The sequence below is a fragment of the Moraxella sp. I5G genome, from assembly GCF_055193055.1.
The window spans coordinates 18,659-31,855 of sequence record NZ_JBUXLH010000016.1; the positions used below are offsets into that span (position 1 = coordinate 18,659).

At 38.4% G+C, this 13,197-nt stretch carries 12 protein-coding genes and 3 tRNA genes; 12 read left to right on the forward strand and 3 right to left on the reverse strand.

Annotated features, from left to right (window positions below; all coding sequences use genetic code 11):
* Positions 1–79: 79 nt before the first annotated feature.
* The 11 genes from leuS to ACZBKJ_RS08700 all read left to right on the forward strand — a co-directional run bounded on the left by leuS (position 80) and on the right by ACZBKJ_RS08700 (position 10,800).
* On the forward strand, positions 80–2,695 hold the full coding sequence (gene leuS, locus ACZBKJ_RS08650) for a leucine--tRNA ligase (RefSeq protein WP_463200642.1): 2,616 nt from the start codon (positions 80–82) through the stop codon (positions 2,693–2,695).
* The gene (locus ACZBKJ_RS08655; protein ID WP_463200643.1) at positions 2,692–3,198 is read left to right on the forward strand and encodes an LPS-assembly lipoprotein LptE; all 507 of its coding nucleotides are present in this window, start codon (positions 2,692–2,694) and stop codon (positions 3,196–3,198) included. Before leuS ends, ACZBKJ_RS08655 begins: the two co-directional genes overlap by 4 nt.
* Positions 3,199–3,203: 5 nt before the next feature.
* Positions 3,204–4,223, forward strand: coding sequence for a DNA polymerase III subunit delta (gene holA / locus ACZBKJ_RS08660; protein WP_463200645.1), 1,020 nt, complete (start codon positions 3,204–3,206; stop codon positions 4,221–4,223).
* Positions 4,224–4,369: 146 nt separating this feature from the next.
* Complete coding sequence (locus ACZBKJ_RS08665; protein WP_463200646.1) at positions 4,370–5,674, forward strand: efflux RND transporter periplasmic adaptor subunit; 1,305 nt, start codon at positions 4,370–4,372, stop codon at positions 5,672–5,674.
* Positions 5,675–5,751: 77 nt separating this feature from the next.
* A complete protein-coding gene (locus tag ACZBKJ_RS08670) occupies positions 5,752–7,764 on the forward strand; it encodes a MacB family efflux pump subunit (RefSeq protein WP_463200647.1) in 2,013 nt (670 codons plus the stop codon).
* Positions 7,765–7,844: 80 nt separating this feature from the next.
* Positions 7,845–7,920 (forward strand) — tRNA-Lys (locus ACZBKJ_RS08675).
* A gap of 29 nt (positions 7,921–7,949) precedes the next feature.
* Positions 7,950–8,025, forward strand: a tRNA-Lys gene (locus tag ACZBKJ_RS08680).
* A gap of 4 nt (positions 8,026–8,029) precedes the next feature.
* Positions 8,030–8,105: transfer RNA gene (locus tag ACZBKJ_RS08685), tRNA-Asn, on the forward strand.
* 244 nt (positions 8,106–8,349) lie between these two features.
* Positions 8,350–8,496, forward strand: a complete 147-nt coding sequence (locus ACZBKJ_RS08690) for a hypothetical protein (RefSeq protein ID WP_463200649.1) — start codon at positions 8,350–8,352, stop codon at positions 8,494–8,496.
* Between the two features lie 102 nt (positions 8,497–8,598).
* Positions 8,599–9,387 (forward strand): thiazole synthase, encoded by a 789-nt coding sequence (locus tag ACZBKJ_RS08695; protein ID WP_463200650.1) that lies wholly within the window; start codon positions 8,599–8,601, stop codon positions 9,385–9,387.
* 18 nt (positions 9,388–9,405) lie between these two features.
* A complete protein-coding gene (locus tag ACZBKJ_RS08700; protein WP_463200651.1) occupies positions 9,406–10,800 on the forward strand; it encodes a WS/DGAT/MGAT family O-acyltransferase in 1,395 nt (464 codons plus the stop codon).
* 2 nt (positions 10,801–10,802) lie between these two features.
* On the opposite strand, the gene ACZBKJ_RS08705 is transcribed toward ACZBKJ_RS08700, so the two are convergent.
* On the reverse strand, positions 10,803–11,099 hold the full coding sequence (locus ACZBKJ_RS08705; protein WP_463200653.1) for a DUF6881 domain-containing protein: 297 nt from the start codon (positions 11,097–11,099) through the stop codon (positions 10,803–10,805).
* Between the two features lie 16 nt (positions 11,100–11,115).
* On the opposite strand from ACZBKJ_RS08705, the gene ACZBKJ_RS08710 reads away from it, so the two are divergent.
* The gene (locus ACZBKJ_RS08710) at positions 11,116–11,439 is read left to right on the forward strand and encodes a TfoX/Sxy family protein (RefSeq protein WP_463200654.1); all 324 of its coding nucleotides are present in this window, start codon (positions 11,116–11,118) and stop codon (positions 11,437–11,439) included.
* A 68-nt stretch (positions 11,440–11,507) separates the two neighbouring features.
* On the opposite strand, the gene purU is transcribed toward ACZBKJ_RS08710, so the two are convergent.
* On the reverse strand, positions 11,508–12,371 hold the full coding sequence (gene purU / locus ACZBKJ_RS08715; RefSeq protein ID WP_463200656.1) for a formyltetrahydrofolate deformylase: 864 nt from the start codon (positions 12,369–12,371) through the stop codon (positions 11,508–11,510).
* A gap of 28 nt (positions 12,372–12,399) precedes the next feature.
* Positions 12,400–13,194, reverse strand: coding sequence for an ABC transporter ATP-binding protein (locus ACZBKJ_RS08720; RefSeq protein WP_463200658.1), 795 nt, complete (start codon positions 13,192–13,194; stop codon positions 12,400–12,402).
* Between the last annotated feature and the right edge of the window lie 3 nt (positions 13,195–13,197).

A 13,197-nucleotide genomic window follows, 5' to 3' on the forward strand; every position in this document is an offset into this window, starting at 1 on the left:
ATTTACCAACAAATTATAACAAAAATTGGTTATAATGACAGGTTTTACCAATCTTAAGTTTGTGAAATTAGAGTTTTTTATGACCAACCCCAATCATTATGATTTTGTTACACTAGAAAAAACCCAACAAGCCAAATGGCAAGCTGATAAACGCTATTACACCACCAATGAACCAACGGACAAACCCACCCGTTATATGTTGTCAATGTTCCCCTATCCTAGCGGAAAACTGCATATGGGACATGTACGCAATTACGCTATTACAGATGTTTTAAGCCGTTATTATCGTCAAAAAGGCTATGAAGTGATGCAACCAATGGGTTGGGATGCCTTTGGATTGCCCGCTGAAAATGCTGCCATTGCCAACGGTGTTGCTCCTGCTAAATGGACGTTTGCCAATATCGATAATATGCGCAGCCAGCTGCAATCGCTTGGTTTGTCTATTGACTGGTCGCGTGAATTTGCGACATGCACTCCTGAATATTATCGCTGGGAACAATGGCTATTTTTACAGCTTTACAAAAAAGATTTAATTTATAAAAAATTATCCACGGTTAATTGGGACCCTGTAGATAATACTGTACTTGCCAACGAACAAGTTGTTGATGGTCGTGGCTGGCGAAGTGGGGCAATCGTTGAAAAACGTGATATTCCTATGTATTATTTTAAAATCACTGATTATGCTGATGAGTTACTAACAGAACTTAAAAACTTAGAAGGTCATTGGCCAAAACAAGTGTTATCCATGCAACAAAACTGGATTGGTAAAAGCCATGGTATGGAGCTGGATTTTACCTACGAGCTTGATGGTAATCGCGACGCCATACGTGTCTTTACCACTCGCCCTGATACGATTATGGGGGTTAGCTATTTAGCGGTTGCTGCTGAACATCCTGTGGCTCAATATGCAGCGCGTCATAACCCAGCCATTGCTGAATTTTGTCATCTGTGTAAACAAGGTTCGGTTGCTGAAGCGGATTTAGCAAAAGCTGAAAAAATTGGTATGGCTACAGGATTATTTGCCAGCCACCCAATCACGGGTGAAAAAGTAGCCATTTGGGTTGCCAATTATGTTTTAATGAGCTACGGTTCAGGCGCAGTAATGGGTGTACCCGCCCACGATGAACGCGATTTTGAATTTGCAAACAAATACAATTTACCAATCAAACAAGTGATTGATTTTAACGATAATAAAAATACATACGATGATAAAGTTTGGCACGATTGGTATGGTGAAAAAGACGGTGGTTTTTGCGTCAATTCTGGCATTTTAGACGGTTTAAATATCGCTGATGCCACTGACAAAATCAGTCAAATTGTTCAAGAAAAAGGGTTGGGCGAAAAAACCACACAATACCGACTGCGCGACTGGGGTGTAAGCCGACAACGCTATTGGGGCTGCCCAATTCCAATGATTAACTGTGAATACTGTGGCACTGTACCTGTTGATGAAGCCGATTTGCCTGTGGTGTTACCAACCGATGTTGTGCCTGATGGACGTGGCAACCCTTTAAAAAACATTGCAGAATTTGTCAATTGCACCTGTCCAAAATGTGGACAGCCTGCCGAACGTGAAACTGATACATTTGACACTTTTGTTGAATCCAGTTGGTATGCTCAGCGATTTACCAGTCCAAATGACGACACTCAAATGGTTAATAAGCAAGCTGCAGACAAATGGCTGGCTGTTGACCAATATGTAGGTGGCGTAGAACATGCGGTTTTGCATTTATTGTATGCTCGTTTCTTTCATAAAGTAATGCGTGATGAAGGCTTAGTTAGTGGCAATGAGCCATTTGCCAACCTTTTGGCTCAAGGTATGGTATTGGCTGGCACCTATTATCGTGAACATGATGATGGCAGCAAAACCTATTATTTCCCGCACGAAGTTTGTGTTGATGGTGATACCGCAACGCTGATTGCCGACGGCAAGCCCGTTGTAATTGGTAAGATTGAAAAAATGTCTAAATCCAAAAATAATGGCGTTGACCCTGCTGAAATCATCAGTCAATATGGAGCAGATACTGTACGATTATACACCTTATTTACCGCCCCTGCCGACCAAACCTTAGAATGGTCAGACAGTGGTTTAAAAGGTCCGCATAATTTTGTGAAGAAGGTTTGGCGACTTGCGTTTGAGCATTTACAAAACATCAAGGATAAAACCCCAAACATTGATAACATTGATAAAACCAAATTAGGCAAAGCCGCCAAAGATTTACGTCGTAAAACTCACGAGACCATCGGTAAAATTGACACCTGTTTGGGTGAAAACTTAGCCTTAAATACTCCTGTGTCATTTTTGATGGAATTGGCTAATGAAATTGGGGTTTTTGATATAAAAAACGATGAAGACCTTGCTGTCTTGCACGAGGCAATGATTGCACTTTTAACTTTATTGGCGTTATACGCTCCACACGTTGGCGAGTATTTACTTGAGCAAATGGGTATTGATAGCAAAACCTTAACATTCCCTACTTTGGATAAATCTGCCCTAACCTTAGATACCATTACCATGGTGGTGCAAGTTAATGGTAAGATTCGCGGGAAAATGGATGTGGAGATTGGGTTAGATAACCAAACCTTAATTGAAAAAGCCAAACAACTCAATGGCGTATCAAGGTTTTTAACAGGCGAAATTAAAAAACAAATCGTTGTTCCTAATAAATTAGTCAGTTTTGTGGTGGCATCATGACTTTAACAAAAAACCTTGTGGCTGCTTTTTTAATCGTCAGTACTTTATCCATCACGGCGTGCGGATTTACCCTTCGGGGTACATCACAGGCCATGCAAATTCCAGCACCTTATGCCGCTGTCTTTATAAATATACGAGATACGCCTGCTCTGCACGCATTAAAACAACCATTAATTCAAGAACTTAAATTAATTGGCGTCACCAACACCCAAAATAGCAATCAGCAAATTGAAATAAAAAACTTGCGTTTTCAGCGTTATGAACTGGTTGGAACATTAACTGAAATTCGTTTGGTTTTAACCGCTGATGTGATTTTTACAGCAAATGACGGCAGAAAACTAAGTGATAGTGTTCAAGTAGAACACAGTTATCAATACAATGAAGCCAGCGTTACACCCCAAGACCAACAAGGTGAACAGGTCAAACCATGGTTGTATGACGAACTTGCTAAACGCATCACTCAAAAATACCATGCGTTTGCACTAGAAGCCAAAAGCCAGTAAATCAAATGTTGGAGCGATTTTTACCATTATGGACACGTTTGATTGATGAAAAAAATTTAACAAACATCAATGGGGTTTGGCTCATTCATTCAGATGAGCCACTCATTCATCAGTGGTTGATTGACGCTTTAAACCCTCATTATCAAACCCATCATCAACAAATTAAACGTATGGAGCTGATAAGCGCAAAAAGCTGGAGTGATGTTCTTAGGGAACTTAATTCGCTGGATTTATTCGCTGAAAACAGTGCTTTAATTGTAACAGGAAAGCACAAACCAGACGTAAAAATGTTGGAAAAATTTCAGCAATTTATTCAAGACAGTCAAAACGGACAAAACTCAAACCACCTATTGTGGTGCTTACCAAAACAAGATAAAAAATCGTTATCCACCAAAGTGATGAAATTTTTTGAGCAATCTGTATTGGTAATTGACGGTAATATACACAACGAAGAGATGCGTGCCACGTTATTGGCAAAAAAAGCCGAGCAATTTCAGCTAAATTTTGAGACTGATGCTTGGCAATTTTTAATCAGTCATACTCAACAAAATCTTTTGGCAGCCTACCAAATCCTATCACAACTATCGCTTTCTTGGGAAAACCAGACGATACACTTATCGATTTTAAATCAAATCCTACAAGACAGTTCTCAATTTGATGTATTTGAATTGTCTGATGCCATGCTTTTAGGGAATCTAAAAAAATCAATGCAGATTTTATATTACCTACAAAACAGTGATATTGCCCCAAGCATTGTACTTTGGACTCTCAGCAAAGATGTACAGCTCATTTTACAATTACAAGCAGGTAAAAATCCCTACGAGCTTGGTATTTGGAAAAATAAAATTGCCAGCTATCAAACTGCCGCCCATAGAACCCAAGCCATTAGTCAAAACTGGATTCATCAGCTTTATCAAATTGACAGTGCCATCAAAGGCATCACCAAACAAAATCCTTGGCAACTGATAAAATTGCTGATTGCCAGCTTTTGTCATCCACCCGCTCCGTCTTCCATCAAGCGTTAGAAAATAGTCAATAAATCACAACTAATCTGCAAATAAGCCAGATTACTTGTTCTTGTATTGGGTGAAATGATTATTATATAATGAGACCATTTTATGCTAAATTTATATTAAAATCAGGTTAGTACATATTCGGTTTGGAAAAAATTATGCCTTCCTTTATAAAATCAATTAAGCCTTCTAGTTACATTAAATGGGGTGTTGCCGCTTTGATTATTGGGGCGATTGCTTTTTTTGGTTATCAACACCTTAACCCCCAACCCAAACCACCTGAATATCTAACCGCTGAAGCAAAAATGGGCGATATTGAAAGCACGGTTTTAGCTTCAGGAAAAATTGAAGCTGTAGAAAGTGTCAATGTTGGTGCGCAGGTTTCAGGAAAAATCACCAAACTTTATGTTAGAGTGGGCGATGAAGTTAAAAAAGGCGATTTAATTGCTCAAATCAGTGAAGTTGAGCAAAAAAACACGGTTTCCAACGCTCAAGCAACCCTCAACCAAGCTAAAGCTAGCCTAACCCAAGCAGAAGCAACTCTAAAAACCAATGAAGGGAATATCAATTCAGCTGTCAGTACCCGAAAAGTTCGGCAAGCCGAATTTGCTAAAGCCCAAAAGTCTTTTGCTCGCATGGAACAATTAATCAAAATAGATGCGGTTAGTCGCCAAGAATATGATGACGCCAAGGCTAATTTGGACGTGGCTAAAGCGAATTTGGATGCTGCTGTCATCGCCATTGAAAATGCTAAAAACGATGTCGCGAATGCTCGTGCAAACATCTTGAGCCAAAAAGCCGCTATTGTAAAAGCAGAAAATGATTTAAATACCGCTACTGAAGGCTTGGGCTATACCACCATTACCGCACCTATGGATGGCACCATTATTTCTGTTAGCCAAGAACAGGGTACTACCGTAAATGCTTTACAATCAGCGCCTACTATCGTAACCATGGCAAATTTAAACCAGGTACGCATTAAAGTACAAATCTCTGAAGCCGATGTGGTTCATGTTCAAAAGGGCATGAAAACACGCTTTAATATTATTGGCGACCCTGATGTTAGTTATGATGCCATACTGTCTGGCATTGAACCTGCAGCAACAACCAGCAGTTCAAGCAGTGGCGAATCTGCAGTTTATTACATTGGTTATTTTGATGTAGATAATGTGGAACGAAAATTTCGCCTGAATATGACCACACAAGCAAATATTGTCATTAACTCTGTTAAAAATGTTTTAACCATACCATCAGCCGCTCTCAAGCAAAATGGTAAAACTTACACCGTTCAAGTTGTTGGACAAGATGGCTTTGCAAAACCTGTAGAAGTCAGTGTTGGACTAAACAATCGTATTAATGCGCAAATCACTCAAGGACTTAATGTTGGTGATAAAGTTGTTATCAGCGACAGTACTCAAGCAGAAAATAACAAATCAAAACGCGCTGAAGGCCCTATGATGTGATAATAAATACCACAAACATTGATTAATACATAAATTGATCTTTGTGTGGCTGGATTGTTTAATTTAAGGTTTGATACATGAGCATTCATGACCCCCAAAAAATTCCTTTAATTGAAGTAAAAGATTTGGTGCGTGAGTTTCCTGTTGGTGATTCTAGCATTCGCATCTTACACAATATTAACCTAACGCTTTATCAAAAAGAGATGGTTGCCATTATTGGACAATCGGGTTCAGGAAAATCCACACTCATGAATATTTTAGGTTGTCTGGATAAAGCCACATCGGGTAGTTATCGCGTTTTTGGAAAAGCGGTTGATGAGATGGATAATGAAGATTTAGCCAAATTACGTCGTGAGCATTTTGGCTTTATCTTTCAAAGATATCATCTTTTAGGTGACATCAGCGCTGAAGATAATGTAATGGTGCCTGCGGTTTATGCAGGTACACAAAATGCTCAACGAAAAACGCGCGCTCAAATGTTGTTAAGCCAGCTTGGGCTTGCTGATAAACTAAAAAATCGCCCAAATCAGTTGTCTGGTGGACAGCAGCAAAGGGTTTCTATTGCAAGAGCTTTGATGAATGGCGGTGATGTTATTTTAGCAGATGAACCCACAGGTGCTCTTGATAGTGCCTCTGGTAAAGAAGTGATGAATATTTTATTTGATTTGCGCAACCAAGGTCATACCATCATTATGGTAACGCACGACCCTAATTTAGCTGCCCAAGCTCAACGAGTAATTGAACTAAAAGACGGTCATATCATTGCAGATTATTACACCGATTCAGTTAATGATGAAATCAAAAATAACTCTAATAATGGTGAAAATTTACCCAATAATCCAATAAATGAATATAAAATCATCAAAAAAAATGGGTTTGCCAGTTTCTTTGACCGTCTAAAAGAAGCGTTTAAAATGTCCATATATGCCATGACCGCCCATAAAATGCGAACCTTATTGACCATGCTTGGTATTATTATTGGTATTGCTTCTGTAGTATCTATTGTTGGGCTTGGGCGTGGCTCACAAGCCAAAATTTTAGAAGATATCAATACCCTAGGCACCAACACCATCACAGTGATTGATGGTTATCCCTTTGGTGATGTTCGACGCAAATTTGGCTACAATAATTTAACGGTTTCGGACGCAGATGCCGTCGCCGCTCAACCTTATGCCAAATCCGTCAGCCCGCAAGTAGATACCAATGCTACTGTACGATATCGCAATATAGAAACTACCAGCAACATCAATGGCGTTGGCAAAGAATATTTACTTGTTACAGGCGAAAAACTTGCTATGGGACAAGGTTTTACTCAAGACAGCATTCGCCATTATGCTCAAGATATCATCATTGACCAAAACGCTTATAAAAGCTTTTTTAACGGTCAGGGCAACCCGATTGGTGAGATTTTACTCATTGGCAAGGTACCCGGACGAATCATTGGTTTGATTGATGACAAACAATCTGCATTTGGGCACACATCAAATACACCCAATATTTATATGCCCTACACCACTGTTATGTATCGCATGCTTGGTAAAAATTATCTAGACCGATTTGTGGTATTGGTTGATGATAGCACATCATCAGACGTCGCTGAAGCAGCAATCAGTGAGTTAATTACTCAGCGACATGGCACAGATGATTTCAACATTATGAATATCAATTCCATCAAGGAAACTGTAGAATCCACCACCACTGCTTTAACATTATTAATCTCATCCATTGCTATTATTTCATTAATTGTTGGCGGGATTGGGGTGATGAACATCATGTTAGTGTCTGTAACCGAACGAACCGCTGAGATTGGTGTGCGTATGGCAGTTGGCGCAAGACAAAGTGATATCATGCAACAATTTTTAATAGAAGCAGTTTTGGTATGTGTCTTGGGCGGATTTTTAGGTGTGTTATTTGCCTTTGGAGTTGGTGGTTTGATAAACCGTTTTGGTGGAGAAAATTTTAGTGTGATTTATTCTCCATTATCCATTATTGCTGCTTTTATTTGCTCAACACTAATTGGTGTTGTATTTGGGTTTTTACCCGCTAGGAATGCTGCACGTTTAAATCCTGTAGATGCGCTTAGTCATTAATAAAAATTTTTTTTAAATTTTTAAAAAAATACTTGCATTGAAAAATAAGTCGTGTATAATACGCACCACATTAGTGATAAGGGTCGTTAGCTCAGTTGGTAGAGCAGTTGACTTTTAATCAATTGGTCGCAGGTTCGAATCCTGCACGACCCACCATTATCCTAATTATTTACCGTTTGGTGAACGGGTCGTTAGCTCAGTTGGTAGAGCAGTTGACTTTTAATCAATTGGTCGCAGGTTCGAATCCTGCACGACCCACCATTATTCCCCAATAGCTCAGTCGGTAGAGCATCGGACTGTTAATCCGTGTGTCCCTGGTTCGAGCCCAGGTTGGGGAGCCATATTAAAAAGCCTTTCATTTATTTGAAAGGTTTTTTGTTTTATATTTAATTTTTTAATACTCAACATTTTATGATGAGAATTATTAAAGATAAGCATTTATAAATAAAAACTTTTTATAATTAAATCACCCATAAAATGTAATATTTATTTACAACTTCTTGATTAAAATCACTTGTGTACGTTTGTATTATTAGATAGAATAAACAGCAACTAGCCACCTATCTAAAATTACAGGTAATAGCCATGAAAGCACAAAACACAGAAAAATTTGAAATGAATCTTCTAACTAATGGACAAGAAACTCCTATTACCAGCGACATGATTAAAGCCACTTTGCAAAAATTATCTAACTCAAATAAAGCAAAAACCATGCCATTGAAAGCTGCTTAAATTTTTGGCTTATTCTCTTGATTGATTTGGCAATTTAAGCAGAATATATCATTTCCTAAAAAATCTGTTATAATATCACCCTATTTTAAATAGGGGATAACAATGACAGACACCGATATTTTGACCATTGGCACGCGTCGTTTTTCTTCGCGATTATTGGTAGGTACAGGTAAATATCAAGATTTAAACCAAACTGCCGATGCGATTGCTGCCAGTGGTAGCCAAATTATTACTGTCGCTATTCGTCGCACCAATATTGGTCAACATAAAGACCAGCCAAACCTATTGGATGTTATCTCCCCCCAAAATTATACCATTTTGCCCAATACTGCTGGCTGTTTTGATGCTGACAGTGCCATTCGCACCTGCCAACTTGCTCGAGAATTGCTAGATGGTCATAATTTAGTCAAACTTGAAGTTTTAGGCGATGACAAAACCTTATATCCCAACGTAACTGAAACTCTAAAAGCCGCCAAAATTCTCATTGATGATGGTTTTGATGTAATGGTTTATACATCAGATGACCCTATCATTGCTAAAGAACTGCAAGATATGGGCTGTGTAGCAGTTATGCCTCTAGGAAGTTTGATTGGTTCAGGTTTGGGTCTATTAAATCGCCACACACTTAGCCTTATCATTGAAAATGCCACCGTACCAATTTTGGTTGATGCTGGCGTTGGTACCGCATCAGATGCAGCCATTGCCATGGAACTTGGTTGTGATGGTGTTTTGATGAATTCTGCAATTGCTTATGCTAAAGACCCAATTTTAATGGCACAAGCGATGAAAAATGCTGTTATTAGTGGTCGTTTGGCATTTTTAGCAGGTCGCATGCCCATGCAAAAAATGGCAACAGCTAGCTCTCCTCAAACAGGCTATTTTTTCCAATAACGGCATTGATTAAAGACCATGCAGTTAGTAAATAATATCCGACCATTGTCGGCGATTGATTATCTATTTTTGTTTTTGGAAAATCGTAAACAACCAATGCATGTTGCTGGATTGTGTGTTTTTGAGTTGCCAAGTGATAATGAGGATTTTTTTGCTCAATTGGTTTGTCATATACGTAGCAAAAATTTTCAGCCAACCTCCCCTTTTGGTCAAGTTTTATATAAACATTTTTTTTGGTGTGATGATAAAGAATTTGATATTGAATACCATTTTCATCATATCGCCCTACCAAAATACAATCACGTGAGTGGAACCAAAGAGCTGTTTGCCTATCTTTCTCATGAACACAGCCGTACAATGGATAAAGACCGACCGCTTTGGGAGTTCCACCTTATAGAAGGCATTGCACCTGTCTGCGAGGGGGCTCCAGAGCGGTTCGCTATTTGGTTGAAAATTCACCATTCTGTAGCCGATGGTATTGCTGCAATTCGCCTCCTGCAACGTTCTCTATCTACTGATAAAAATGCACTTCTAACAACGCCTTTTTGGGCATTCACCCCCGAAAGACACAAACAACTTGATGGGATTTTACCTACCTATAAATCAAAATGGCAACTTCTCAAGGAACAAGTTTCTACCATCAAGCCTGTTGGCACTGAGTTATTATCAAGCCTAAAGAATAAACTAAATCAACATTCCTATTTTGTCAGCACTTTTGACGCTCCAAAGTCTATTTTAAATCAAAAAATTACCAGTACGCGTCATTTATCAGTGCAATCATTTGCCAAAAAACGATTTTTGAATATTGCTAAATATTTTAATACAACTACCAATGATGTGATTTTAGCGATTTGTTCAGGCGCACTCAGACGATATTTACTCACTCAAAATGCACTTCCAGATAAGCCTTTAATTGCTTTTGTACCCATTTCTTTGCGTAAAGATGATAGTACAAATGGCAATCAAATTTCTTTTTTATTAGCAAATCTTGGCACACATTTTGGCAACGCCATCGCCAGATTGACTGCCATCAAGCAGAGTGTTTCTGACGGCAAAGCTCGGTTTTCACGAATGAGTCAAAGTCAAATTATCAACTACAGCGCTACTGTTTACGCTTGGGCAATGCTTAATTTGGCGACGGGAGCATTTCCATCTCGTCAAGCATTTAATTTGATTATCTCAAATGTACCTGCTGACAGCACGCCTTTGTACTTACATGGGGCAAAATTAACTGGAATTTATCCGGCATCTGTATTATTTGATGGTCAGGCACTTAACATCACCATCATCAATCACCAAGATGCATTGGATTTTGGTATTACCGCTTGCGCAACCGCACTGCCACAAATCGAAAACATTACGGATTTTGTAGCAGATGAATTGAGGGCGTTTGAAAATTTACTGAAAAATTAATCTTATTTTAAGTACTTAGGATTATCCGCTTTTTGCCAATATTCATTAAACTCTTGTTCACTAATTTCTATAGAAAATAATTCAGCTTTCGGGTCATCAAACATTAAAACTTCTTGTAGAGTAATGCCATATATATAGCAATCATCGTCGGGTGTGTTGGTTTGGTCGGCGTATAACTGCCTACCATCAGCAAAAACTTCCACACGATAAATTTCTTGATTGGTAATATCAAACGCCGAAATATATAAAATTGGATTTTGTTTTTCTTGGTGTCGCCAGTAAGTTTTTGTATATCTCATTTATAAGGTGAAATCCATGATTGATGATGAATTTGTGGATTATTTATTAGATCAATTACCTAATTATTCGCTTCATAAATATAAAATGTTTGGGGTGTCTTGTTTATTGTATCAACAAAAAATTATTGCCATCATTGATGATGAGAATAATGTTTTTATTAAAACTTCTACGCAAACTTTACCAACTTTTATTCGCTATCAAGGCAAACAATTTATTTATAACACCAAAAAAGGTAAACGAACAATGAATTTTTGGTCTATTTCTGAGTTGGATATTGATAACAGTCAGCAGTTAAGGCAGTGGATTGATTTAGGTATTCAGGCGCTACAGACAAAATAAGGTTAATTAACCAATGACTGATTATTAACCTTATTTTAAAAATATTTTTAGCAAAAAAACTTTATCAGTTAGTCAAAAACAACCGTTTTATGACCATCTAAAATAATACGATCTTCCAAATGCCATTTAACGGCTCGCGCCAACACTTCCCGTTCAATTTTTCTACCAAGTTCTCTTAATTCATCAACATCAAAACGATGACTAACACGTTCTACGCTTTGCTCAATAATCGGACCCTCGTCAAGTTCAGATGTTACATAATGAGCAGTTGCGCCAATCAATTTTACACCTTTATCAAAAGCTTGTTTATAAGGATTTGCACCCACAAACGCTGGTAAAAACGAATGATGGATATTAATGATTTTATTTTCCCAATTGGCAACAAACTTTGGACTTAAAATCTGCATGTAGCGCGCTAAAACCAACAGGTCATTTTCTGCTAAAAGTTCATTAATTTTATCATAAGCGCTTTCTTTATCGTTTTTATCCACAGGAACATGAACAAACTCAATACCAAAACGTTCAACAGAATCTTGCAAATCAGCGTGATTAGAGACTACTTTGGTGATTTGGCAAGGTAACGCACCACGGCTATAAAGCCAAAGTAGCTCAAGCAGCGCATGGTCTTCTTTAGAAACCAAAAGTCCAACTTTTTTTAATTCGCTGGCAACAGATAACCTCCAATTCATTTGGTATTTTTGCGCAACATTGAGCTCAAATGTACTGAGTAAATTTTCCTTTTTTGCAATCAAATCCGCTAAATGAAACTCCACACGCATAAAATACTTGCCACCATAGGCTTCTGTGGTATGCTGATCTAAAGAAACAATGTTGGCTCCGTGATGATATAAAAACCCTGAAACTGCCTGAACAATTCCGGATTGATCCTCACAAGTTACTAATAAACGTGCTATATTTTCATTGTTATGCATAATTTACCAACTTTTTAATCTTTTGTATTTAACCCAAAATCAAACTATCATCTTCTACTTTTTCACCACGTGTTTTTTCAAACATTTGCAGCAAATCATTAACTGTCATACCTTTTCGGTCATTGCCAGATACATCAAGTACCACTTGACCTCGATGTAACATGACGGTTCTGGTACCATGTGATAATGCTTGCTGCATAGAGTGGGTTACCATCATGGTTGTTAGTTTACCTTCGTTTACAATAGTATCTGTCAATTCCAATACAAAGGCTGCTGTTTTTGGGTCAAGCGCTGCTGTATGTTCGTCTAACAACAAAATTTTTGAAGGCTGAAGACTTGCCATTAATAGACTGACCGCCTGACGCTGACCGCCTGACAACAAACCCATTCGGTCAGTTAAACGATTTTCCAAACCTAATTTTAAAATCGCCAGTTTTTCACGAAATAGCTCACGATTGTTGTGGTTTAAAGCGCTTTTTAAACTGCGTGTGTCACCACGCTTAAAGGCCAGCGCCATATTTTCTTCAATAGTTAAAGCCTCACAAGTACCTGCCATTGGGTCTTGAAAAACACGCGCCACCCAGTGACTGCGCTGATGCGTTGGTTTTTTTGTTACATCAGTTCCATTAATAACAATAGAGCCACTATCCACACGTACTGCGCCACTAATAGCATTTAAAAATGTAGATTTTCCAGCGCCATTAGTGCCAATGACCGTAACAAACTCACCATCAGCAATATTTAGGCTTACACCTTGTAGGGCGGGGTTTTCAATTGGCGTGCCTTTATTAAACGTCAGGCGCAAATCTTGGGCTTTCATCATAAG

Bases quoted from the DNA above. Each gene is read 5' to 3' on its own strand.
- ACZBKJ_RS08720 (WP_463200658.1), bottom strand. From the start codon at position 13,194: ATGATGAAAGCCCAAGATTTGCGCCTGACGTTTAATAAAGGCACGCCA.
- leuS (WP_463200642.1), top strand. From the start codon at position 80: ATGACCAACCCCAATCATTATGATTTTGTTACACTAGAAAAAACCCAA.
- ACZBKJ_RS08670 (WP_463200647.1), top strand. From the start codon at position 5,752: ATGAGCATTCATGACCCCCAAAAAATTCCTTTAATTGAAGTAAAAGAT.
- ACZBKJ_RS08690 (WP_463200649.1), top strand. From the start codon at position 8,350: ATGAAAGCACAAAACACAGAAAAATTTGAAATGAATCTTCTAACTAAT.
- ACZBKJ_RS08705 (WP_463200653.1), bottom strand. From the start codon at position 11,099: ATGAGATATACAAAAACTTACTGGCGACACCAAGAAAAACAAAATCCA.
- ACZBKJ_RS08665 (WP_463200646.1), top strand. From the start codon at position 4,370: ATGCCTTCCTTTATAAAATCAATTAAGCCTTCTAGTTACATTAAATGG.
- ACZBKJ_RS08695 (WP_463200650.1), top strand. From the start codon at position 8,599: ATGACAGACACCGATATTTTGACCATTGGCACGCGTCGTTTTTCTTCG.
- ACZBKJ_RS08700 (WP_463200651.1), top strand. From the start codon at position 9,406: ATGCAGTTAGTAAATAATATCCGACCATTGTCGGCGATTGATTATCTA.
- purU (WP_463200656.1), bottom strand. From the start codon at position 12,371: ATGCATAACAATGAAAATATAGCACGTTTATTAGTAACTTGTGAGGAT.
- ACZBKJ_RS08710 (WP_463200654.1), top strand. From the start codon at position 11,116: ATGATTGATGATGAATTTGTGGATTATTTATTAGATCAATTACCTAAT.
- ACZBKJ_RS08655 (WP_463200643.1), top strand. From the start codon at position 2,692: ATGACTTTAACAAAAAACCTTGTGGCTGCTTTTTTAATCGTCAGTACT.
- holA (WP_463200645.1), top strand. From the start codon at position 3,204: ATGTTGGAGCGATTTTTACCATTATGGACACGTTTGATTGATGAAAAA.